This is a genomic window from Nitrospiraceae bacterium (assembly GCA_020632595.1).
Classification (GTDB): Bacteria; Nitrospirota; Nitrospiria; order Nitrospirales; family UBA8639; genus Nitrospira_E.
In genome coordinates this window covers 152,475-176,951 of record JACKFF010000004.1, presented here as the reverse complement: position 1 = coordinate 176,951, position 24,477 = coordinate 152,475, and the positions used below count along the sequence as shown (strand labels likewise).

Genomic DNA, 24,477 nt, shown 5'->3' with positions numbered 1-24,477 from the left:
AGTGATGTGATTGCCACTTAGATAATGTGAGTTCGAACTTGATGGTGGTGTTAATTTTCGAAGACGCCCAAAATATCTTCTTCTTTTAAGATTAAACAGTCATCGTTTTCAACCTTAATTTTGGTTCCAGAATATTTGTCAAACAAGACTTGATCGCCAACTTTCACATTTTCAACATCAGGTCCTGCAGCTTCAATGGTGCCTCTTTGTGGTTTTTCACGAGCTGAATCCGGCACATAAATTCCCCCTGCTGTTCGCTCCAATTCTTCGGTGTAAGTTACGAACACACGATCCCCTAAAGGCCGGAATCCCTTCGCGCTGCTGCCCTCTTTGGCTTCCTTCTTTTCCTTTTCTTTTGTGGCTGCCATGTCTGCCTCCTTCTTTGGTTGTTGCTAATTGAATAAGAGAATGGTGATTACTTTTTAGGATGACGCACACCTGTTTGAATTTTCTAAAGTGTGTCAAACTTGGGGGGGAAGATAAGTCTGGTTAAATTGAAGTCAAGAGGGAAAGGTAAGATTTTCAATAAATGACGAGAGGTGGAGGTCCATACATTAAAAAAGAAAGCACCTTCAATTCTTGCGGCAAACAGCTAATTGTACGTATATAAACTTACAAGGCTACTTTCTGAGATGTTCAAAATCCTGAATGTCTTTTTTCATAAGCTCTCGTAACTTCTTAATAATTTTAGCCTCCAATTGACGAGTCCGCTCCTTGGTAATCATATATTTTCTTCCTAAGTCTTCCAAGGTCACGGGAGATTCTGATAGGAGGCGATTGCGAAGAATGTCTTCCTCTCGCTCTGATAGTGTTTGTGCAAATTCTGCTAACTTTTTTCGGAAGAGAAGACGCAACTGCGTGTCGGCCAGCTGGTCATCAATGGGAGCTTGGGTAGAGGGAAGAAGGTCATGAAAGGTGCCATCCCCTTCTGAGGTCATTGGCTGGTCGAGGGAAAGTTCCCAACTTCCTAACCGTTGATCCATTTCCACAACATCTCGCTCACGCACATTAAGGCGGTCTGCAAGTAACTTTGGATCGGGGACATAGCCTTGTCGTTCCAATTTGGCTTTTTCGCGACGAAGATTATAGAAAAGGCGTCGTTGTTCCTGGGTTGTGCCTATCTTGACAAGGCGAAAATTATTAAGGAGATACCGCAGTACAAAGGCTCGAACCCACCAGGCTGCATAGGCATAAAAGCGAACATTTTTGGTCGGATCGAATTTCTTCATGGCCTGCAAAAGCCCGACATTCCCTTCCTGGATCAGGTCCATTTGATCAATGCCGGCAAGACCATATTCCGAGGCGATGGAGACACACACACGCAGGTTAGCTAAAATCAATTTCACTGCAGATTCTCGTGTCCCTAATGTCTGATATTCATGAAATAGTTGAAGTTCTTCTTCTTTTGATAGAAATGGATACCGGCGGACTTCGGCTAAGAATCGACTGAGCGTTGTGGTCGGAGTCAGTGCGGTTGAGATCGAATCCCACTTCGTCTGTTCTTTGGAGGTCTCTTCACTTTCAGGTTGTTTCTCCGGTTCCTTGGCATCATCAAGGAAGATTTCTTCATGGACCTCTTCATTCGGTAGTTCAGAAATAGATTTTTTCACCACGACGTCGATCACGTCGGGAGTCCGCTTTTTTGGTGATTTTTGCGTCATGCTTTGGTTTGCAGATTCAGAAGGCAGGGTGTATGCCGCATGCTTCTGTTATATTGTAATGAATTTTTCTTGGATCACCAAACGCAATGACGGATTTTTTCCAATTTTGAGGTGAAAAAGAGTTCTCTGGAGTTTTTGCTTTATAGAAATATTGTCTATTTCGGATAAATCTTTTTATAGTCAGCCTCTGACCACAGGCTTGAAAAATTTAAACAGAAAGGCCTCCTATGCCCTTGAAAGAACTATGTTGAAAGAAGTATTTCAGTCCTTTCGTTCCGGGCATTGGCCGACTCTCCTCGGTGCGTGGCTCCACTTTGAGATAAGCTTCATGGTATGGCTTCTTTTTGGGGCCATGGGTATTGCCATATCTGAAGAATTTTCTCTTTCGTCTTCTCAAAAAGGCCTATTAGTCGGCTTCCCATTGCTGAGTGGCGCCTTGCTTCGAATTATTGTGGGTCCGCTAGGAGACCGATTCGGGGCCAAAGTTGTGGGATTGGCCATTCTGGGCTTGGAAGGCATTGGGTTACTGTTGGGATGGTTAGGTGGAACCAGTTTCGAGTCTATGCTGGGAATTGGACTTTTTTTAGGATTTGCCGGCGCGAGCTTTGCGATTGCTCTGCCCCTGGCCAGCCAAGCCTATCCCTCAGCCCATCAGGGGTTGGCCATGGGGGTAGTCGCGATTGGAAATAGTGGTGTGCTGTTGGCTGCGTTTATGGCCCCACGCCTTGCGGAAGGGGTTGGATGGCATCAGGTTTTTGGTATCATGCTCCTACCCGTTATTGGGACAGCCCTCCTGTTTTCTTTGTTAGTTCAATCAGCTCCGATACGGAAGAGAGCCGATTCTTCAAAAGAAAACAGTATTGGGATATTTCTGAGAAAAGGTATTCAGGATCCGTTCATGTACTGGTTATGTTTTTTGTATGGTGTGACGTTTGGAGGATTTGTAGGGCTTTCAAGTTATCTCCCCATTTTTCTTCACGATCAATTTCAAGTTGGCATGGTAAGGGCTGGGTCATTGACCGCGCTTTGCGCTCTAGCGGGAAGTGTGGTCCGTCCTCTAGGAGGATTTCTTGCGGATCGCCATGGGGGCATCGCCCTATTGCGAGGGCTCTATCTTATAATAGCCGCCCTATGCCTGGTTTCCGGGAATCTAGATAGTTTCGTTTTGACCTATGCCATGATTCTCCTAATTATGCTTTGCTTTGGATTTGGAAACGGAGCCATTTTTCAGGTTGTTTCCTGTCGATTCAAATCCGTAATAGGTACAGCTTCCGGCTTTGTTGGTGCGGCGGGAGGTCTTGGAGGATTCCTCTTACCCTATGGATTTGGATGGTTAAAGGAATTAACCGGCACCTTCTCTTCGGGATTTTTCACCTTGGCCCTGGTTTCAGGATTAGCAGGCATTAGTGTTATGATAGGTCAGCGGTCGATTCGGTTAACCAAACACAAATCCATTCCAGAAATTTAACGAGCTGTGACTGAAACATTTGTCCGTCAGGGGAGTCACCCATGAAAAAAGAAACGGCCCCAATACACAAACCTCAATTTCACACCATTGCCGAAACTTTACAGGATATTCAGGCTGGCAAATGCATCATTCTTGTTGACGATGAGGATCGGGAAAATGAGGGCGATTTGGTCATGGCAGCTGAAAAGGTCACGCCCGAACATATTAACTTCATGGCGAAATACGGCCGAGGATTAGTTTGCCTGGCCCTCACCCCCGACCGGGTTGAGGAGTTGAAACTACCTCCCCAGGCTAATGAAAATACCGCACCGTTTGGCACAGCCTTCACGGTATCGATTGATGCCGCCAAGAATATTACTACGGGGATCTCGGCTGCTGATCGAGCCACCACGATTCAGTTGGCCGTGGATCCAACAGCCAAGCCAAGCGATTTTGCCAGACCTGGGCACATCTTTCCTTTAAAAGCCAACAAAGGTGGAGTATTGCGGCGTGCCGGACAAACCGAGGGGTCTGTCGACCTTGCCCGGCTGGCTGGGCTGTATCCAGCGGCAGTGATCTGTGAAATTATGAATGATGATGGGACAATGGCCCGAGTTCCCCACTTAATGAAATTTGCCAAGCACCATGGTCTGAAAATCATCACAATTAAAGATTTGATTCAATATCGCCTGCATCGAGAAACGTTTGTGAAGCAAGTTGCCACCGCGAATCTTCCCACACGTTTTGGTCATTTTCGGTCGGTTATTTTTGAAAATGAACTTGATGCCGGAACGCACATCGCCCTGGTGAAAGGCGAGATCGATCACCTTCCAACGTTGGTGCGAGTCCATTCGGGTTGTCTGACAGCCGATGTCTTTGGGTCTTTGCGTTGTGATTGCCGGGAGCAACTGCATCGAGCAATGGAAATAATTGAACGGGAAGGCAAAGGGGTTCTGCTGTACTTAAATCAGGAGGGACGGGGAATCGGATTGACCAATAAAATTCGGGCCTACCACCTTCAGGACCAGGGCAGTGATACAGTCGAAGCGAATTTGCAATTGGGGTTTAAGGCTGATTTGCGGGATTACGGAATTGGTGCCCAAATTTTAGTAAATTTAGGTCTTAAAAAAATCAGGCTCATCACCAATAATCCAAGGAAAATTGTGGGAATCGAAGGTTATGGATTGGAAGTGGTCGAACGAGTGTCCATTGAGATTACTCCCCAGGAGTCAAATGTGCACTACTTGCGCACGAAAAAAGCCAAATTAGGCCACCTCTTGAATAATGTGTAGTGGGGACTTGCGGTTCTCTCTGGCAAGTGGTACACACAGGATCGCGAATCGCAAACTTCTCACGTTTTGTAGTGAGAAAGTGAAGCTCAAAGGAAATATTAATTTAAAATGGCGAATCATGGCGGTGGTGACAAAGCAGATTGTCAAGTTGCGATCGTGGTCAGTACTTTCAACGAGATTGTGACTAGCCGCTTATTGGCTGCAGCTGAATCCACTTTAACCCAATTAGGCACTCCACCAGACCACAGGGAAGTTATTCGGGTTCCTGGAGCATTTGAGATTCCTTTAATTGCAAAGACACTGGCCCAATCACATCGATTTGATGCCGTTATCTGTTTAGGGGCAGTAATTCGCGGAGAAACTCCACATTTCGAATATATTTGTGCCGAGACAAGTCGCGGGATCGGCCAAGCATCTCTGGAAACTGGTATTCCAATTATTTTTGGAGTGTTGACTACAGATACGGTTGATCAGGCAATGGAACGTTCTGGGCCACCAGAACGGAATAAAGGAGCGGATGCAGCCCGTACGGCTCTTGAGATGGCAGCCTTAATGAAACGTTTGAATAAGACCAGCATCCGTCAGTCTGGCTTTTTAAGGGAATCCACAACATCATGACCATGACTGTTCCATCCGATACACCCCAAGCCAATCAAGCACATGGACGGCCATCCAGACGCCTGGCCCGCCAGCTTGCCTTGCAAATGCTCTTCCAGCATGAATTTCAGGATCAAAACCCTACATGGCAAGAAAAGTTTTGGGCAAGTCAATCGGCTTCACCAGAAGTCCAAACCTTTACCTCTAACCTTTTTCTTGGTGTCATAACGCATCAGTGCGAAATTGATCGGATCATTCGTGATTTTGCCATCGACTGGTCTTTGCAGCGGATGCCGGTAGTGGATAGGAATATACTGAGATGTTCCATTTACGAACTCTTGTGGGAACCTGATATTCCGGCCATGGTCACCATCAATGAGGCGGTGGAATTAGCTAAGCTATTTGCAGATGATGAGGCCAGACGATTCGTAAACGGACTGTTAGACCATGTGCTCCGGGCCGAACCAAAGCTTTCAATTAAGCGAAGCCAGATTCAACAAAAAAATTCTTCACCGGAATTCGGTGATCCGTCACCTACCGCCTAATTGCCCTTTCCCATGATTGACCGTTACACGTTACCCCGTATGGGGGCCGTTTGGACCCAGGCCCACAAATATGAGTTGTGGTTACGGGTCGAACTTGCGGTGTGCGAAGCCATGGAAAAAATGGGCCAGGTCCCTTCTGGCGTGGCAGGCCGCATTCGAAAAAAAATCACGGTTAATCCTTTACGAATCGCGGCTATCGAACAAGTTACAAAACATGATGTTATTGCCTTTCTGGAATCCGTGTCCGAGCAGGCAGGCAAAGACGGTCGATTTCTCCATGTTGGGCTCACCTCCTCGGACATTGTTGACACGTCCCTTTCGTTGCAATTAGTGGAAGCGGCCCAATTAATTCGTGAGGATGTCGGGGGCTTGCTTAGTGTCTTACGGAATTTAGCCTTTGCGCATCAGAATACTTTGATGGTGGGGCGTTCGCATGGGATTCATGGAGAGCCTATTTCCTTCGCATGGAAAGTGGCCATTTGGTATCAGGAGTTTCAACGACAGGAACTCCGCATCAAAGCCGCAATCGCCGACATTGCCGTTGGCAAGCTTTCCGGGGCTATGGGAACATTTGCCCATCTTTCTCCCGCGATAGAAAAAACGGTATGTCAGCGTTTAGGATTGAAGCCGGCGCCCATTTCAAATCAGGTGCTTCAGCGGGACCGGCACGCGGCTTTCCTCTCAGCGTTGGCTCTGATGGCAGCCAGTATTGAAAAAGTGGCTACGGAAATTCGTCATTTGCAACGAACCGAAGTCTTGGAAGCGGAGGAGTTCTTTGAGCCTGGTCAAAAAGGCTCGTCTGCCATGCCTCATAAACGAAACCCGATCAGCTCGGAAAATTTATGCGGTCTTGCTCGAGTGGTTCGCAGTAACAGTCTGGCTGCCCTAGAAAATGTCGCTTTGTGGCATGAACGAGATATAAGCCATTCATCTGCGGAGCGGATCATTCTTCCTGATAGCACGATTCTGATCGATTACATGTTGGTCCGCTTAACGAACATGTTATCCAAACTGGTAGTCTATCCCGATCGAATGATGGCCACCCTCAATCAAACCGGTGGCCTCATCTATTCGCAACGACTGCTCCTGGCGCTGGTGGAGAAGGGTGCGATCAGAAAAGACGCCTATGAGCATGTGCAGCAGCATGCCATGGCTGCCTGGAGGGGAGAGGGGAGTTTCCAAACTTTTGTTGAGCAGGATCCCTTTATTGCCAAACATCTCAATACAAAAGAGATTGCGACATGCTTTAATCCCAAAACCTATTTGCGCCATCAACAGGAAATTTTTACGCGCGTGTTTGGGAGGAAAGTTCGAAAAAAGAGCTCAACACCGACCCGGATCACTCCTCCAAAGAAAAATTTAAAAAGAGGAAAATACCTTGATTAAAGGAAATATGCTTTACGAAGGAAAAGCCAAAAAGATTTTCCTGACCGAAAAGGATGACGAGCTCATTCAGTATTTCAAGGACGATGCCACTGCCTTCAACGCCGAAAAACGTGGGACGATTCTGGAAAAAGGTATTGTCAATAATGCGATCTCCGCAAAACTGTTTCAACATCTGGCCGACGCTGGAATTCCCAGTCATTTCATTCAGCAAATCAATGACCGGGAGATGTTAACGCGTCGGGTAAAAATTATTCCGGTTGAAGTGGTGGTGCGTAATCGAGCCACTGGCAGCATTGTCAAACGTTTAGGTTTAAAAGAAGGCTTGATTATTGATCCACCCTTAGTCGAGTTTTTCTATAAGGATGATTCACTGGGCGATCCTCTTATCTCTGAAGATCATATTCGATTGTTGAAATTAGCCACACCCGGGCAAATCGAGGAACTCCGGCAACAGGCTCTCAAAGTCAACGAAGTGCTCAAACCTTTTTTCCAGAAAAAGGGCATGTTTCTGGTGGATTTTAAGTTAGAATTCGGATTATGGAGTGGTCAGATTATTTTGGCAGATGAAATTTCTCCGGACACATGCCGTTTTTGGGATATCCAAACCGGAGAACGCATGGATAAGGATCGTTTCCGAAAAGATTTGGGCCGGATCGAGGAAACCTATCAAGAAGTTCTCAAGCGGGTTTGCGGGTAATTCCTGATGTAGCGAGCCTTGTGTTCGTACTTTGCCACTGGCCATCCTGATGGTGGACCTATATCGTAATGCGTTTATTCACGGGGTGCACGTCACTCCTTCCGGAACTTTATGAAAGCCAAAATTTACATCACACTCAAAAACGGAATTCTTGATCCTCAAGGCCGAGCGATTCAGCAATCGCTTCAAACGCTTGGTTTTGGATCGGTTGGAGAGGTCCGAATTGGAAAGTTTATCGAGGTGGATCTTTGTGAAACAGACGCAACGGCTGGTGAACAGACCATCAAAGCGATGTGCGAAAAACTTCTCGCCAATACGGTCATTGAAGAATATCAATACGAGATCCTTGAGGCATAATGGTCTCTCCAATGGTCTTCATGATTAAATGCGATGCTTTCTATTCTGATAGCTCTTATCTCTGTATCAATGTCAGCGAGCAGAGAACGATATGAATTTCGGCGTCATTGTGTTTCCAGGATCCAATTGTGATCGGGATTGTGCGTATGTACTTTCGGAGGTTATGGGACAAACGGCTGAGTTTATCTGGCATCAAGAGCGATCCGTCAAGGGCATGGATGCCATCATTCTGCCAGGGGGGTTTTCTTATGGTGACTATCTGCGCACGGGTGCCATTGCCAGATTTTCTCCCATCATGGAGGCCGTCGTTGAGTTTGTTGGGCGAGGAGGAATGGTCCTGGGCATCTGTAATGGATTTCAAATGCTTTTAGAGCTTGGAATATTACCTGGTGCTATGTTGCGCAACAGGGATCTTTCCTTTGTTTGTGAAGATCACTATATACGGGTGGAAAACGCGAATACCCCCTTTACCAATCACTGTGAACCCGGACAGATTCTAAAACTCCCGATTGCCCATGCTGAAGGAAATTATTATACAAACCCTGTGACATTGTCCGCCTTGCAGGCCAATGCGCAAATCGTATTTCGATATTGTGATCGCGAAGGCAAAGTGACTTCTCATTCCAATCCCAATGGGTCCCTGGATAACATTGCGGGAATCCGCAACGCGGCCGGCAACGTCCTTGGTCTGATGCCTCATCCAGAACGAGGCGCGGAAGTCTTGCTCAATAATGAGGATGGAATTTATATTTTCCGATCTATGATTTCGGCGTTGGAAACACACAAAACACCTCAACCGGTATAGGCTCGATTGCCAATATCCGCCCTCCCTTGTCGGTCAAGGTCACCATGGAAGTTTTTCCAGGAATTACGATGACTTCAGACATCTGCCACGGGAAGCCATGTGTGGCAGGCACTGCCGTTGATGTGGCCACCGTGGTTGGAACCCTTGGGATCGGAAAATCATTTCATGACGTTCAGGAAGCATTGAATCTGACCTATGAACAAGTGCTCACGGCCTTGCGCTATGCTTCCTATGTTACTGATCATTTGCCCCTTCGCCTCCCTTCAGGTCATTAGGCCACAGGACAGTATGACAGTGTGTATGCTAAATTCCCCCTCATGGAAATAATGACTTTCCCGACTGTCCAATGTGCGTTTCTGGAGCATGAAGGAAATCGACTTTGCGGGTTTGTTTAGAAATTATTAGTGACCTATTCGGTTTTCCTTCAGTTTCCTTCCCTTTTTGCTAATTGGGAATGATTTTCATAGAAAATGAGTTGTTTGCCATGACCCAGAAATCAAAAGGCTTGCCGCAGGAGCCTGTTACGGCAAAAATAATTGAACAGCATGGCCTGTCCGAGGATGAGTACCAGCAAATCCTCAAGCATCTTGGTCGTGAGCCGAATCTCACTGAGTTGGGTATCTTTTCTGTGATGTGGAGCGAGCACTGCAGTTATAAGAGTTCACGCATTCATTTGAAGCGATTTCCGACCGAGGGGGAGCGCGTGGTTCAAGGGCCAGGAGAAAATGCCGGTGCCGTGGATATTGGAGAGGGCCTCGCGGCAGTGTTTAAGATGGAATCGCACAACCACCCCTCATATATTGAGCCTTTTCAAGGGGCTGCAACAGGTGTCGGTGGGATTCTGCGCGATATTTTTACCATGGGAGCACGCCCGATCGCGTTGTTGAATTCCCTGCGATTCGGTGAATTGGACCTTCCCAAAAATCAGCATATTCTGAAAGGTGTCGTTTCTGGAATTTCTTCCTATGGAAACTGCATGGGAGTGCCAACAGTAGGGGGGGAAATTACGTTTAACGATATTTATTCAAAAAATCCATTAGTTAATGTCTTTTGTCTGGGTATCGTGAAAAAAGATCGGCTCTTGCGTGGGCTAGCTAAAGGTGCTGGAAATCAAGTGCTGTATATTGGTGCCAAAACTGGACGAGACGGGATTCATGGGGCCACCATGGCCTCTGACAGTTTTGACGATGCATCTGACAAGAAACGTCCGAATGTCCAAGTCGGTGATCCCTTCTTAGAGAAGTTATTGCTTGAAGCCTGCCTTGAATTTTTAGAACAGGACCTCTTAGTTGGGATTCAGGACATGGGGGCGGCCGGGCTGACCAGCTCCTCCTGCGAAATGGCCTCCCGCGCCGGAACCGGTATTGACATGGATTTAGCCAAGGTGCCACGCCGTGAACCGCACATGACTCCGTATGAAATATTACTCTCGGAATCCCAGGAAAGAATGCTTCTGGTAGCTCAACCTGGAAAGGAAGAGTCTGTGCTGGCAATCTGCCGAAAATGGGGCATTGATGCCGCCGTGGTCGGGCAGGTGACAGATGATGGATTCTTACGAATTAGAGAGGGCAACCAGATCGTAGCGGAAATACCCGCGCATGCTCTCGCTGAAGAAGGTCCACGCTATGAACGGCCTGCTGCGCCACCACCGTATCAAGAGTTTTTGCAATCCTTAAATATTGATACGCTTCCAGATGTCAAAAATCCTGCCGAGGTGCTATTGAAATTATTAGCTTCACCCACTATTGCGAGCAAACGTTGGGTTTTTCGGCAATACGATTATATGGTGGGTACCAACACCGTGGTCTGTCCCGGTTCCGACTCCGCAGTGATCCGCATTAAAGGGACCACGAAAGCCTTGGCCATGACGACGGATGGCAATAGCCGATACTGCCTGCTGAATCCCTATTTGGGAGGAGGATTAGCCGTGGCTGAAGCCGCGAGAAATTTGGTCTGTGCGGGTGCCCAACCGATCGGAGTGACCGACTGCCTAAATTTCGGCAACCCGGAGCGTCCCGACATTATGTGGCAATTCATCATGGCGGTCGAAGGGATCGCCGATGCTTGTCGAACATTCCAAATTCCTGTCGTCAGTGGAAATGTGAGCTTTTATAACGAGACGAATGGCGTGTCCATTTACCCAACACCGATTTTGGGAATGGTGGGACTGATTGAGCGCCCGGAAGACATTACTACTCAATGGTTCAAACAATCAGGCGATCACATTTTCCTGTTGGGGGAGACGAAAGAGGACTTAGGCGGGACGGAATATCTCAAGGTCATTCATTCTCGCGAACAAGGCAATCCTCCTTGGTTGGATTTGGATCGAGAAAAGGCTCTCTATCCCTTCCTACTCAGCTTAATCAAAAAGAGGTTTGTCCAGTCAGCGCATGATTGCTCAGAAGGTGGCTTACTCGTGACTTTAGCCGAATGCTGTCTGACCCATCCTTCCGCGCAATTTGGAGCAACTGTTATACTGACTCAAGATCGGTTGCGTCTTGATGCTCTACTTTTTGGAGAAAGTCCTTCACGGGTTGTCGTCTCGGTCAAACCTGAGCATGTCAAGCCGTTGAAAGAACTCGTTGAAGGCTCAGGCATGCCATGCACCGAATTAGGCCAAGTCACTCAAGGAAATATGGACATTACTGTTCGCGGACCTCATGACCGGCCAGTATGTCAGATAAGCCTGCCCATTTCTGAAATGTCAGACCAATGGCATCATGCTCTTGCACGACAATTTGGAGCCGAAGCATGGTGAGTAGGATTGGTTATTCCTATTATTTAAATCGGTCAGCTTTTGTGGTGGCTCAAGATGATCTGGCCTATTGGTGGACATCATGAGGAAGTTACCAATGGTACAGTCCATGCCTTCCCAGGACGGGTTTCATGAAGAATGTGCTGTCTTCGGAATTGCGGGATCGAAAGAAGCTGCGAATCTGACGTACCTGGGACTCTATGCCCTACAACATCGGGGGCAGGAAGGCTCCGGTATTGTGTCTTCGGATGGAGAGCAATTCTTTCAAAAAAAAGGCCTAGGTCTCGTTGCTGATATTTATTCAAAAAAAACCTTACGCGAACTTCCGGGAACCAAGGCAATCGGGCATAACCGATACTCTACGGCAGGCAGTGGACAGTTGCAAAACGTTCAACCTTTGTCCGTTAATTTCGCTTTTGGCAATTTGGCCTTGGCTCACAATGGGAATTTAGTGAACGCCGGGGTGCTTCGCGGTGAACTCGAGGCCTATGGGGCTATTTTTCAATCGGACTCCGACAGCGAGGTCATCATTCATCTGATTGCTCACTCCAAGGGCGATACGATTGTGAATCGGGTGATTGACGCATTAAGTCTGGTTCGTGGAGCTTTTTCATTGGTGCTGCTAACGGATGATCAATTAATCGCCGCCCGCGATCCGTTTGGATTTCGCCCGCTGTGTTTAGGGCGGTATAAAAACAGTTGGGTCGTGGCATCCGAGACGTGCGCCTTCGATCTGATTGATGCCAAGTTTGTCCGTGAAGTTGAACCGGGAGAAATTATTGTCATTCAGGGTACAGAATTAACTTCCTATCATCCGTTTCTCGAGCGCTCGCGCGCCCAGTGTGTATTTGAATATGTCTATTTTGCGAGACCGGATTCGAAAATTTTTGGCCCGAATGCCGTGTATCCGGTTCGTAAAGCCTTTGGTCGTCAATTGGCTAAGGAATGTCCAGCGGACGCAGACATGGTCATTCCTGTTCCGGATTCCGGTGTTCCCGCAGCCCTGGGCTATGCTGAAGGGATGGGGTTGCCGTTTGAGATCGGACTAACCCGAAATCACTATGTGGGACGAACCTTCATTGAGCCGCAACAAGCCATCCGCCATTTTGGCGTAAAGTTGAAACTGAATCCGGTCCCGGAGGTCCTGGAAGGGAAACGGATTGTGGTTGTGGATGACTCCCTTGTTCGAGGCACCACCAGTCGGAAGATTGTCAAAATGCTTCGACAGGCCGGCGCTCGGGAAATTCATCTGCGTATCAGTTCCCCACCGGTCATTGCCCCATGTTATTATGGAATTGATACGCCGACCCAAAAAGAACTCATAGGATCAAATCTCAACATTGAAGAAATTCGTCGTTATGTGACGGCCGATAGTTTAGGGTACCTTAGCCTAGAAGGTATGTTGGCAATGGCTCCCGGCTTTTCCCATCATTATTGCAATGCCTGTTTTACGGATAATTATCCCATCATGTTGACCAAAGCCGAGCAATTACAACTCGGATTATTCGAACCGGATCAACTCTCTCGCTCTTAAATGTATTTTCGTTTTGTTGCCGCCCCAAAAATTCGTGTGGTAGGCTTTTAGAAGATGTAAAGGTTAAATCTCTGATTATATGCCTTAGGAGGCATCATGAACAGGAGGAGCCTATGAAAAGGAATAATCTTCAGGTATTGATCATAGTTATCTTAATACTGAGCACTGGTTTTATCGCACAGGCGGGAAGTTTTTTTAAAGTCGGGGAGTCCGCTCCTAATTTCTCCCTGACAGGTCTGGATGGACGACCTCTCTCCCTTGACCAGTTTAAGGGTAAGGTGGTGGTTCTGGGACTCTTTCATATTTGCGAGCCGTGTTTAATCCAAAGTACCAATCTCCAGAGGGTACATGATGCCACCAAAGACAAGCCTGTTGCGGTGATTGGAGTCAATTCATCTGGAGATTCCCTTGCCGATGTCAGGGAATTTCTACAAGGGTTCCCGTTGAAGATTACATATCCCTATCTTTTAGACCCCGAAAAGAAGACGGACAAACTCTATGGCGGGGGAAAATTTATTCCCAATGTGTACGTCATTGATCAAAATGGCCTAATTCGTTGGCAGCGTGTGGGGAATTTCTTTACTGACGGCACATTAGCTGGGCATGAAGCGATTCTTCAGGAAGTAGAGAAATTGTTGGAGGCACGGCCTATTCGCTCGACTATGTAGGCTGATGACTCCTCTCACGCATTCTTAACCCGAATGTTAGGGCACTATGGACGAACTAGAAAACGGGAAACAAAGATTTCTTGAGATCGTGAAATCCCTTGATGCGGCCGTTGAGGTCGTCATTCCGACCACTCCTTCGCGCAGTCTTTTACTCATTTCTCTTACCAAAGGATCCAATCGTAAATTTATTACGGTCCACGAGGATGACATGTTGGATCTTCCAGAAGAACCGGCCGTTCAAGCCAAAACCACAGCCCTTCTCCAAGAAACTCTGGAAACCTTATGAAAACCATTCTGCCCAATATTTCTGAATGGTCCTGGTTTTCTGAGGAAAAACAAATTAATTTTAACGGTCATTTATTGGCCGTGGGGGAGCATCGAATAGTAGTTGACCCACCTCCCATGAATGCCAGTGATAGGGCCATCACGCAGCGGGGAGGTGGGCTAGATTATATTATCTTGACCAATCGAGACCATGGACGAGAAGCGGCCAATTTCCGGGAAATCTTTAACTGTCAGGTGATGGCCCCGGAATTAGATGCTAAAGAGATGACTCTTCCCATTGATAAGACCTTTAAGGATGGGGAATTGCTTCCAGGGGGGATTTGGGTTGTTCAGCTTTCGCATCAAAAATCTCCGGGAGAAAGTGCCTTATTTTTGCAGCAGGGTCAGGGAGTACTTATTGTGGGAGATGCGATCATTGGAGATCCTCCAGGTTCACTGCGGCTGCTGCCTTCGGAAAAATATAATAATATTCTTCAAGCCCGCGACAATCTCCGTCGATTATTAAAGTATAACTTTAATAGCCTTCTAGTTGGAGATGGCACATCCCTGCTCACCGGAGCCAAGTCCGCACTTGAAGGTTTACTGGAAAATGAATGAATCGAAACCCTGATAATGGCCTGTAAGGTTTTTCATCCGCACTGTGACCAGACGTGAGGATTCATGGCTTGGTCTCAATCCGCCAATCTCAACTCCTTAGGCAATCGCCACTTTTCCAAAGGCTTTTATACAGAAGCTTTTCAATGTTATGCGCAAGCTCTGGAAGTTGATCGTCAAAATGGAGACCAACGGTCATTGGCCACGACATTGGGCAATTTGGGTAATATTTGCGCCGTGAGTGGTCGCCGGGAACAAGCCAGAGCCTATTATAGTGAGGTGTTAGAGCTTCAAAAAATTCTGGGTGATGAACGGGGGATTAGTACGACTTTAGCCAATTTGGGGAACCTTTCGGCCGATGCCGGCGAATGGGAACGCGCCCGGGCGTATTATCTAGAAGCTTTGGATTTAATGAATCATTTGTCCGACTATGCCGGAAAGGCGGTTTTACTCTCTGATTTGGGATTAGTCGCGAGGGAAACGGGCAAGGAAGAGGATGCACTCGCCTATTATCAGGAATCCTTAATCTTGATGCGCCGGGTCGGGAATGAAGCTGGACAGTCCGATGTCTTTCGTATGATGGCACGGTTGTATTTAAGTCAACGACGATTTGAAGAAGCGCAATCCTGTACCTTGACCAGCCTGGATGTTGCCAGACGGTTGAAAGATGAACTGCGAATGGGCGGTGCCTGGTATGTTCTGGCCAGTTGCCATGAAGCCCAAGGGCAATGGAGTCAGGCCGTGCAATACTTACGAAAAGTTGTACGCATAGACCAAAAATATCAACTGCCGAAACTCGACGAAAATACACGGCGCTTACAGGTTTTAGAATCCCAGCTGAGCGCCCGAACTGGAACAACGCATGAGTGAGTCCTGCACCCCTTCAATTCTATGGCCTGAGGCCAGAATGTATCTTGTGGATGAAATTCACGGGTGGATGGATATCGATTCTATGGAAGCCTTAACCCTTCCCTTACCGGACGAAGACTGGTTACTTGAAATCACCGCCGATGGCAAGCTGGTGTGTATGGCGGGATACGATCTGGAGGATATGAAAAGCATGCTGTCGGATGGGACGCCAGAAGATTTGGGAACCGACGAGCTTGCGAAACAAGCCAAATTTTACTTGCAACAAACTGTTTCCAAATACCGGCCAAAACTCATGCGTCTCGGTTTCACCGAACGAATTGAGATGAATGAGTCGCATGTTGCCGCCTACTATGAACGCCCGGTCGACTTCGGTGACCTTGCTGACCTCCATCAACAAATCAAGACCTGCCAGACTTGGTTCTCAACTCGCTAATTACAGGTCCGATTCCCACATCGAAATACTCACTTAGATTTTCCAGATCATCGTGAAACCGATCGCAAGTTCCATCAAATCCTTTAAGCAATTTCGAGAGGCCATCTATGCCTTTCGATTGCCAAGAATTATTTTTTCGGCATTAGATCTGAATTTATTTACGAAGATGGAAGATCGGGATTGGACGATTCCAGAGTTAGCCAAACGAGTGCGGGTGAGCCAACGTGGACTCGCAATCTTGTGCCGGAATCTTGCCAGTGTTGGGTTATTAGTCAAATCACAGTCAGGATACCGTCTGACTCCGTTTTCCAAACGTTACCTCCAAGAATCAAGACCGGACTTTCGGGGAGATTATCTAGTGCTCATGCAGCGTCAATGGAGCGAATGGTCTAGGTTAACGGAAGTGATACGTGTCGGTCAGCCATTGGACAGCCAGGAACCGGAAACCACGGAATATCGACGGTCATTTTCCTGGGCCATGCATCACCGGTCGATCCAACCGGCCAGGGAGGTTGCCCAACAGATTTCGTTGAAGGCGCATCGCACTCTACTGGATTTAGGCGGGGGACCTGGCACCTATGCTCTGGCCTTTTTAGCCAAGAATCCAACACTTCACGCTACAGTGATGGATCGGTCTGCCGCTCTGGACGTGGCGCGTATGCTGGCGGAACAGTCCTCTTCGGGAAACCGCTTGACCTATCAAGCTGGTGATTTTTTAACAGCACCCATTTCAGGCACCTATGATGTTGTCTGGTATTCCAATGTGCTCCATATCTATTCTCCTGCAGACAATCTCAGAATTTTCAAAAAAATTAAACGAATTCTCAATCCTGGTGGACGGTTGCTCATTCAAGATACCTTTTTGCAGGATTCGAACGAACTTCAGCCACTTGAAGCCAATCTCTTTGCGGTCTCCATGTTGCTCTATACCCAGCGGGGAAACACCTATTCCGTGCGAGATGTTCGGGAGTGGCTTCAAAGGGCTGGCCTCACTCGCTCCCGGGTTCTTCATCTGAAAAAGGGAACCGGAGATTGGGAGGGGCAATTGATTGAAGGACGCCTTCCGCATGCTAGATGACCGCTCTGTATGGCTTCTCAAGCCGCCATTACCTGTCCCCCTGTCTGAATATCTTATTCAGAAGCCTTCTCTCTTTTGGCTTTTAAGGGATTACCGCTTGTGGTGTGAAGACCACATGGAGCGAACGGCACAGGGTGGGTCAATCGAGAGTGGGGTGGTCAGACTCGGGCGACAGACTCTGGGCTGGAGAAACTGATGTGGGGGCTAGAGAACTGGGGAGATTCACGAGAAACGTGGTTCCCCCGCCTCGCACACTTTGGACCTCAATGCTTCCGCGATGCTCTTGAATGATTTGATGGGCAATGGCCAATCCCAGGCCGGTTCCCTCATGTTCCTGACTTAAGTGTTTTGTGGTGAAAAATGGATCAAATATATGCTCGATATCTTCAGGGTTTATTCCCTTTCCAGTATCGTGAATATCCACCTGCACCCAATCCTGCGCCATACCTGAACCAATCTTTCGAGTGCGCACCGTTAACACCCCACCTTCTGGGAGCATGGCTTCCACGGCATTAAACAACAGATTGAGAAATACCTGCTTCAATTGCTGCCGATCGGCAAATACCCTTGGCAATCCGTTAGCCAAATCTGTTTCGACGACAATTAATTCATGAGAGGGTCGAATTCTAAGAGTATACAGACAGGATTCTACAATATCATTGAGATCTTCTTCTTTGAGAAACGGCTCCATCGGTTTAGCATAATCCAAGATCTCTCGCGTGAGCCGCTCAATGCGAAAGACATCTTCTTTGACGACCTTACTGAATCGAACCAGAAATTGTTCATCATCCTTTCGTTCAGGTGCCAGATCCACAAAGGCTTTAATCGACGTCAATGGATTTCTAATTTCGTGAGCCAATCCACCGGCCATGGTCTCCAGAGAACGAAGGCGATCAGTTCGACGTACTAACGATTGGGAACGCTTGAGCTCTTCATAGAGCAAGGCATTGTCTAACGCCACGGATGCTTCTTGGGATAAGGTTGTCAATAAATCCAAATCCTGGGTGGTATACCCTCCTCCACTTTTCGTATTAGGTCCAAACACACAAAAACCTAAGAGCCGTGTTTTGTTAACCAAGGGCAAACACACTTCTGTTCCAATATGAGCGAGCTGCGCAATGACGGCTTCAGAGTCGGAGTTGATGGTAGAGAGTTGCAATTCATGGATGACAAAACAGGACGTGCCCTGTCTCCACATTTCTAGCAACGTAGGAGTTTTATGCAAATGGAGGATTGGAAAATCTGTGGTGGATTTTCCAAAGCTGGATACTGGACGATAATCCTGACTACTGGAACTTCGTAAATATAACACTCCCCACTGCAATCCTAATGTGGGACAAATGGATTCCACGATAGTCGCCGTCAAATCTTTTAATTCCAATATGGAGAGGAGGGACTTAGAGAAATGTACCACCGTTTCATGTCGATTATATCGTTCCTTGAACAGTGATTTCGTAATTAATGTTTTTGCTTCCCGCTTCAAGGAGGACGCTCCAAGCACTAAGATGAGCAACACGCTCAGTTCCACAAAAGAATAGGCGATATTAATTTGCCCAAAATACAGACTCTGGCCCAGGAGGAGGATCGGATAGGCAGGAAAAGCCACGAGTGCTAATAGGAGGCCTCCAGTAATGCTTCGTTCAACAGCCGTCCCGAGATCCATGAGCCTGTATCGTAGGAGCGTGTAGGCGACAACCGACGTATAGACCGTCAGTAGGATTGTGCCGTACGGTGGAATTTCAATTCCATACCAGAGCGGAAAAGTCGTCATTCCCCCTAAGTAGGCAATGACTGATCCGATGGTGAGAAGGAAAAATCGTGAACGTTCAAGCCCGGTTCTGGTCCGTGCTCCACGATAAAGCAGCCACGTTCCATAAATAGTCGATAGGCCAAACCCCAGGAGATAGATATGGAAAAATGGACCGGGTTGCGGCCAAAATGGAAAATCCCCGACATGATGGACATCAGCCACGAAATAGGTGGTAAAATTCGCGCCGAAATAAATACAACTAGCGCCCCATCCAAGACGAATAACCCATCTGTTGGCTTCCACATCATCCAATAAGGTCAGGACATGCCACAGATAGGCTGGCGGAAGAAAAATGGCTCCGGCCATTAACAAGCGAACAAAGAGAAGGGCGAGATCGTGCGTTGAGGAAAGGTGCCATGCGCAATACCCATATCCCCAAATGGCGGCAGCCAAACAATACAGGGCATAGGCCTGATGTTTGGAGCTGTGAGGATTTTTGGCATAGACAATAAGGCCGGAGGCTGTGGCGGCCAGACCATTCAGGAGTCCGCTGAAGGCGTAAAAATTCACGTCTAAAACAATGACAGAAGAGAGATCACACTACATCATAGACTCTGACATCTTTGAAAGCCTATTGGACAATAAATGCAGGCAGAAGTCAAAAGAGTTAAGTCCCTGAAGGTCGGTGGATACCTCCTCTTGTGCCTCCGTGAACGACACTTTTCTGAGCCATCCATGCTCAGTCATTGTCATCTTGATGTCCCATTCATGCCATGCGTTCCTCTTGAAAAATATTTAGAGATAGAAAGGGACCATCCTATGCCACTTGCTTCAGAAGTCCTGTCCGCTGGTTCCGTGTGGGGTATGGTTCTGCATCCTGGATAATGGGCCTTTTCGCCTGCGTGCAGACAATAGGTTTGTCTAAAACAACCAGATACGCTTGTCCTGCAAAAGTTGAAAAAATACCCCCATTCGTACAGCCCAAGGTGGCAACGATGGATTCCCATTGGGTTTGATCATAAAAACAAAATTGCCCTTCTTTTTCGGCCTGTCGGATTTTCCCGTAATTATTTAAGAGATCCCGTGCTTCCTCTCGTTGTTGTGGGAGAGCAGCACTACTGACCAGATTCTGGTAAATGCCGGAAAAGTCACCATTGGGTTTTAAATTGGAAATAACGATTCGTCCCCCTGGAGCGAGAACACGATACAGTTCTCGTAAGGTAGCGCCCGGATCCGGGACATATCCAATCACCAGATTAGAAACAATCCGGTCGAATCGGTTGTCTGGAAAGGGGAGTGGCTGACCTAAATCTACCTGCGCCCATGCCTTCGTGACGAAGGGCGTCGGAGAGGTCATGCCATGTTGCCATTCTGTGTCGGCGGCAAGCATCGCTTTGTTAGCCCGTTTCAAGGCGTCAGGAACGACATCAATCCCCACATACTGAATGGACTTCTCTCGGTACGGGATCCCACTGGAAATGGTGGCGGAAAGCCTATCCAAAAAATATAACCCTGCATTGCCATTTCCACAGCCGGCATCCAGAAACCGTTGGCCAGGTGCGATGGGGCCTAAGGCATGAAACACATGGTCCAGGAGTTTCACATAATCCCGGCATTGCGCCACCGACTGAAAATGGCCCAAGTAATCCTGCCAAAATCCTTTGCCGACGTCGGTCTCGGCCTGTCGTTGTTGCGCAAATTTTTCTCGTCGATTTTGGCGCCCCAAGTCTAGTCGATTGGGGGTGTGGATCACATCAGGAGCCGCGTTCTGATTCACGTGCTCATGGCATTGTGCAATGAGTTGCCGATAGGTTTCACGAGCTCTTTTGGGGTTTTCCTGTAGACGATGCAATGCATCTGGCACCACCATCCAATGCTCAAGACGTCGTCCTAATGCATTCCGAAACGCATGAAGATCATCGGGAGCGACCCAGGCATCTTTCTCGGCGGAAACCAGTATGACAGGGGAGGTTAAGGATTCCGCATCAATGAGGGTGTCCTCAAGCGTGACAAATTTGTTGGCAAGGGCATCACCCAAAAATTGATTGCCCACATTGAAGCCCAAAAAATTTGCCGAGTCAGGGCACTGCTCATTTCCATAAGCTGCGAAGAGATCTTCCTGATGAACCGTGGCTGCAGACCGTTGGACATTGACAATGCTCATGAGCATGATCAGGAGGGATAATGATGGACATTCAGCCTCGGCTTTGAGAGCGACTCGCGAAGCTAAGCTGGCAGCCACACCGATTATGGCTGCGTGCGGCCAAGTGGCCCTCACATAACGGGTCACAGTTTGAAAATCATCCTTCATTGATGAAAGGGATATTTGATAGTGCAGTCCATCGCTCTCGCCGATATGATTGGTATGATCATAGCGCACGACATGAAACCCATTGCTGGCAAAGTAATATGCCAAGGTTAAATAATCCCGCTTGGTTTCCCCATACCCCGGGGCAAGAACGACGACAGGTCCTTCCGTTGAATTTTCCTCCATAGGTTGGTCATGGTAGGCACTAATCCGCTGCCCATTGCCTTTTTTAATAGTGAGACGACTGCTAGACACGCCCGTTTTTTGAAGAATAAGTGGCCCATTTTTCATTTCTTCTTCCCTCTCAGGAAAAGAAACAACTGCTATTGAGTCGGAGAGTTCGTGGTTTTGAATTTTCCAGGACGAATTGAACGAACCTTTTAAAACATGTCCATGTACCATGAGGCCCTCTTCTTGGGGCAGCAGAACTCTTGTACCTGACGAAAATGAACCAGCGGCATCATTCTCTGTTTGGCAGTCTAGAAGAATGTCTGTTGTCCCTGACCAAGGGGTCTGCCCTGGTACCAACTGTATATTTTTTATAATTCCCTGAAACTTTTTTAGGAGATGATCTTGACCTGAAATGCCATATTTCAACTCAATGATCTGCGACAGTTCTATGGGAGGGAATCCGGTCAGACGGAAGTGCATATTGTTCTCGTGCCATCCAACCAGGTACCCGTCCCAAGTCCCTCCGAGACAATGTAAAAGGAAGGAAAGTGGCGCAAGGTCACGAGCTCTGGAAAGATTACCAGGAACTAGCTCCTGAGTTATCTGCCTCAATCCAGCACATTGATTCGTTGAAGTTATACCCGCTAACTCTGGTGTTAATGTGCTCATTCGATCCCCCACCTGAAGTAAGTGTTATTACCTAGTCTTTGGCGTAAAAATTTCCCTGGATCTCAAAAGATCCTGATGTCTGTATCAGCCTGTACGAGAAGAGGGGCGAGAGATGAAACGACTTACATCGTTCCGTTCATTGATGCCGGTGTATGGGCCACCATGGGATTGGTATCAATTTTTCTCTCTTGGTTAGGACACTAGAGCAACCTGGGTGCCAAAATGTCCGAACAAAATGCTCGAAACCATTTTCAAGAAAAAACCTCAGAATTTACTAGGAAAATTTTGCCTGAATGTTTTTTCCCCCGAATCATCTTGAAGATTTTTTGAAGTCCTATCTGTCGGTCCACTGACGATGAGATAAACAGAGCGTTGGTCTCCTGACAGCCCCTTGTTCTTTTTCATTGACACTCCTTCCACTCCTACCTAAAATTCAGGGAAATTGAGAGGAGGTTCGCATGTCACACGAATCGGCCCCATCCATCCGTAACGTGGTCATCTGTTCCTACCCTGGAGCAGGGAAGACCACCCTGTGTGAAGCACTGGCCTTTTCCACGGGAATCATCCCGACCATGGGGACCATTCCTCAGGGAAACACCATTGGTGATTTTGAACCTGAAGAGGTCCAAAGGCACCATTCAATCAGTTCGACCATCTGCCAGTTCGAATGGCAGGGTACAAAAGTCAATATTATTGATACACCGGGGATGAGCGATTATGCCTTTGAGGTTCAATCCGCTCTCAGGGCGGTGGATGGCGTGGTGCTGGTTGTCGGGGCCAGTACAGGGCTACGGTCAGAAATCGAACGAGTCTGGGACCTTGTTCAGGAACACGAACTTCCCTGTCTCCTGTTTATAAATGAACTGGATAAAGAACGGGCGGACTATCGCTCCTTTCTGGCAGAGTGTGAAAAAACATTGGGATTTACCGGAGTCCCCATCACCATTCCTGTCGGAGAGGAAGCCACGCTAACTGGTGTCATTGATCTCATTTCGAGGAATGTCATAAGTCCGGTTTCCGGCACGCCCAAAGTCCATCAAACGGAGATTTCCCCAGAGCACCAACCAGTTGCAAATGAATTCCGGCGCCGAGCTATGGAACAGGTGGCAGAAACGAATGATCAATTGTTGGAAAAATATCTTACCCAGGGTGAGATCTCAGATGAAGATTTACAGGATGGATTGACGCTCGGCACATTAGAGCGGAAGCTTGTGCCGGTGTTGTGCGGATCTGCTATTCGCAATATTGGAACCACAAGCCTGTTCGATGCGATACGACGATATCTTCCGTCTCCTTCAGATCGTTCCAGTCTCCATCCCAATGTCGGCCTGCAACCTCTGACGCATGACGAAGGTCAACGAAATTCTGATCCACATGATCCGTTTTCAGCTTTCGTCTTTAAAACCACCATCGATCCATTTATGGGGCGTCTATCATTTGTACGGGTGTTGTCAGGGACTTTACAGGCCGATTCAGGGTTTTATAATGCCTCCCGGCAGACTAAGGAGAAGGGTGGGCATCTCTTTTTCTCCCTGGGCAAAAAACATCACCAGGTTCATCAGGTCTATGCCGGAGATATTGCGGCCATCGGTAAATTAAAGGATACCCAAACCGGCGACACTATTTGCGATGAACGACATTCCATTATATTCCCCGGACTGAAAATAGCGCGGCCGGTCATGTCGTATGCCTTGGAGGTAAAAAGCAAGAATGAGATTGACAAGGTCAGTTTAGGTCTTCACAAGTTGGTTGAAGAAGATCCGTCTCTCGAATTTCTTAGGAATGAAGAGACAAAAGAAATGCTGTTAAGTGGGGTAGGGCAGAGCCACATCGATGCCACCTTAGACAAACTGAGGCGAAAGTATGGAGTTGAAGTGGACTTGCACATGCCGAAAGTGCCCTATAAGGAAACGATCCATCGTATGGCTCAGGCCCAAGGAAAATATAAAAAACAAACCGGTGGGCATGGACAATATGGGGATTGTTGGTTACAAATTGAGCCGCTTCCCCGAGGGGCTGGGTTTGAATTTCACAACAAAATTGTGGGTGGCGTCATACCACGGAATTTCATCCCGGCAGTGGAAAAGGGTGTGATTGAAGCCCTGCAGCATGGGATTGTTGCTGGGTTTCCCATCGTGGATATTCGTGTGACTGTCTATGATGGATCTCATCATCCCGTTGATTCTTCGGAGTTGGCCTTTAAAGTGGCCGGATCAATGGCCCTCAAGCATGCTCTGGAAGCCGCTCAAAGCACGATTCTTGAGCCTATCATGTCAGTAGATGTTCTAGTCCCTGATGATTTGGTGGGAACCGTGATTGGAGATCTTAACTCGCGCCGTGGACGCATACAGGGAATGGCGACTAAGGGTCACAATCAAATTGTGAAAGCCTTTGTGCCGCTGGCGGAAATGCTGAAGTATGCTCCCTCCTTGACATCCATGACGGCTGGAAAGGGTAGTTATGTGATGGAATTTTCAGGTTACGAGGAGGTACCGAAGGATTGTCTGAACCGTATTGTGGAAGAACATAAAAAAGACAAGGAAGCCGTTTCGTCTCACTGACCCCCTCTCATATT

At 47.6% G+C, this 24,477-nt stretch carries 22 protein-coding genes; 18 read left to right on the top strand and 4 right to left on the bottom strand.

All coding sequences use genetic code 11. The features are described 5' to 3' along the window. Positions 1-50 precede the first annotated feature (50 nt). Positions 51-368: a co-chaperone GroES gene (locus H6750_09950; GenBank protein ID MCB9774630.1), complete on the bottom strand. Its 318-nt coding sequence runs from the start codon at positions 366-368 to the stop codon at positions 51-53. A 252-nt stretch (positions 369-620) separates the two neighbouring features. After that, complete coding sequence (locus H6750_09945; GenBank protein ID MCB9774629.1) at positions 621-1,661, bottom strand: RNA polymerase factor sigma-32; 1,041 nt, start codon at positions 1,659-1,661, stop codon at positions 621-623. A 328-nt stretch (positions 1,662-1,989) separates the two neighbouring features. Between H6750_09945 and H6750_09940 the strand changes: the two genes are divergently transcribed. The 17 genes from H6750_09940 (at position 1,990) to H6750_09860 (ending at position 17,004) form a co-directional block, all read left to right on the top strand. Continuing rightward, on the top strand, positions 1,990-3,129 hold the full coding sequence (locus tag H6750_09940; GenBank protein ID MCB9774628.1) for a NarK/NasA family nitrate transporter: 1,140 nt from the start codon (positions 1,990-1,992) through the stop codon (positions 3,127-3,129). Positions 3,130-3,170: 41 nt separating this feature from the next. Further along, entirely contained in the window at positions 3,171-4,400 is a 1,230-nt protein-coding gene (locus H6750_09935; protein MCB9774627.1) for a bifunctional 3,4-dihydroxy-2-butanone-4-phosphate synthase/GTP cyclohydrolase II, read from the top strand. 108 nt (positions 4,401-4,508) lie between these two features. Further along, a complete protein-coding gene (locus H6750_09930) occupies positions 4,509-5,018 on the top strand; it encodes a 6,7-dimethyl-8-ribityllumazine synthase (protein MCB9774626.1) in 510 nt (169 codons plus the stop codon). A 2-nt stretch (positions 5,019-5,020) separates the two neighbouring features. Continuing rightward, positions 5,021-5,542 carry a transcription antitermination factor NusB gene (nusB, locus tag H6750_09925; protein ID MCB9774625.1) on the top strand — a complete coding sequence of 174 codons (522 nt, stop codon included), beginning with the start codon at positions 5,021-5,023 and terminating at the stop codon, positions 5,540-5,542. 12 nt (positions 5,543-5,554) lie between these two features. After that, a complete protein-coding gene (locus tag H6750_09920; protein MCB9774624.1) occupies positions 5,555-6,928 on the top strand; it encodes an adenylosuccinate lyase in 1,374 nt (457 codons plus the stop codon). Continuing rightward, positions 6,921-7,625, top strand: a complete 705-nt coding sequence (locus tag H6750_09915; GenBank protein MCB9774623.1) for a phosphoribosylaminoimidazolesuccinocarboxamide synthase — start codon at positions 6,921-6,923, stop codon at positions 7,623-7,625. The genes H6750_09920 and H6750_09915 overlap by 8 nt, the downstream gene beginning before the upstream one ends. 111 nt (positions 7,626-7,736) lie before the next feature. Continuing rightward, positions 7,737-7,982 (top strand): phosphoribosylformylglycinamidine synthase subunit PurS, encoded by a 246-nt coding sequence (gene purS / locus H6750_09910; GenBank protein ID MCB9774622.1) that lies wholly within the window; start codon positions 7,737-7,739, stop codon positions 7,980-7,982. A gap of 91 nt (positions 7,983-8,073) precedes the next feature. Then, on the top strand, positions 8,074-8,787 hold the full coding sequence (purQ, locus tag H6750_09905; protein ID MCB9774621.1) for a phosphoribosylformylglycinamidine synthase subunit PurQ: 714 nt from the start codon (positions 8,074-8,076) through the stop codon (positions 8,785-8,787). A 68-nt stretch (positions 8,788-8,855) separates the two neighbouring features. Next, positions 8,856-9,062, top strand: a complete 207-nt coding sequence (locus tag H6750_09900) for a DUF433 domain-containing protein (GenBank protein MCB9774620.1) — start codon at positions 8,856-8,858, stop codon at positions 9,060-9,062. A 209-nt stretch (positions 9,063-9,271) separates the two neighbouring features. Further along, entirely contained in the window at positions 9,272-11,545 is a 2,274-nt protein-coding gene (purL, locus tag H6750_09895; GenBank protein ID MCB9774619.1) for a phosphoribosylformylglycinamidine synthase subunit PurL, read from the top strand. Between the two features lie 106 nt (positions 11,546-11,651). Further along, positions 11,652-13,076, top strand: a complete 1,425-nt coding sequence (locus H6750_09890; GenBank protein MCB9774618.1) for an amidophosphoribosyltransferase — start codon at positions 11,652-11,654, stop codon at positions 13,074-13,076. Between the two features lie 113 nt (positions 13,077-13,189). Further along, positions 13,190-13,744: a TlpA family protein disulfide reductase gene (locus H6750_09885; protein ID MCB9774617.1), complete on the top strand. Its 555-nt coding sequence runs from the start codon at positions 13,190-13,192 to the stop codon at positions 13,742-13,744. A 46-nt stretch (positions 13,745-13,790) separates the two neighbouring features. Continuing rightward, the gene (locus tag H6750_09880) at positions 13,791-14,030 is read left to right on the top strand and encodes a hypothetical protein (protein MCB9774616.1); all 240 of its coding nucleotides are present in this window, start codon (positions 13,791-13,793) and stop codon (positions 14,028-14,030) included. Next, positions 14,027-14,626, top strand: coding sequence for a hypothetical protein (locus H6750_09875; protein MCB9774615.1), 600 nt, complete (start codon positions 14,027-14,029; stop codon positions 14,624-14,626). Before H6750_09880 ends, H6750_09875 begins: the two co-directional genes overlap by 4 nt. Positions 14,627-14,689: 63 nt before the next feature. Beyond that, positions 14,690-15,493, top strand: a complete 804-nt coding sequence (locus tag H6750_09870; GenBank protein ID MCB9774614.1) for a tetratricopeptide repeat protein — start codon at positions 14,690-14,692, stop codon at positions 15,491-15,493. A gap of 46 nt (positions 15,494-15,539) precedes the next feature. Then, positions 15,540-15,926 (top strand): hypothetical protein, encoded by a 387-nt coding sequence (locus tag H6750_09865; GenBank protein ID MCB9774613.1) that lies wholly within the window; start codon positions 15,540-15,542, stop codon positions 15,924-15,926. Positions 15,927-15,978: 52 nt separating this feature from the next. Beyond that, positions 15,979-17,004: a methyltransferase domain-containing protein gene (locus tag H6750_09860; protein MCB9774612.1), complete on the top strand. Its 1,026-nt coding sequence runs from the start codon at positions 15,979-15,981 to the stop codon at positions 17,002-17,004. 139 nt (positions 17,005-17,143) lie between these two features. On the opposite strand, the gene H6750_09855 is transcribed toward H6750_09860, so the two are convergent. Further along, positions 17,144-19,324, bottom strand: a complete 2,181-nt coding sequence (locus H6750_09855; GenBank protein MCB9774611.1) for a GAF domain-containing protein — start codon at positions 19,322-19,324, stop codon at positions 17,144-17,146. Positions 19,325-19,571: 247 nt separating this feature from the next. Next, positions 19,572-21,353 (bottom strand): methyltransferase domain-containing protein, encoded by a 1,782-nt coding sequence (locus H6750_09850; GenBank protein MCB9774610.1) that lies wholly within the window; start codon positions 21,351-21,353, stop codon positions 19,572-19,574. Positions 21,354-22,360: 1,007 nt separating this feature from the next. Between H6750_09850 and fusA the strand changes: the two genes are divergently transcribed. Then, positions 22,361-24,463, top strand: a complete 2,103-nt coding sequence (fusA, locus tag H6750_09845; protein ID MCB9774609.1) for an elongation factor G — start codon at positions 22,361-22,363, stop codon at positions 24,461-24,463. Positions 24,464-24,477: the final 14 nt, after the last annotated feature.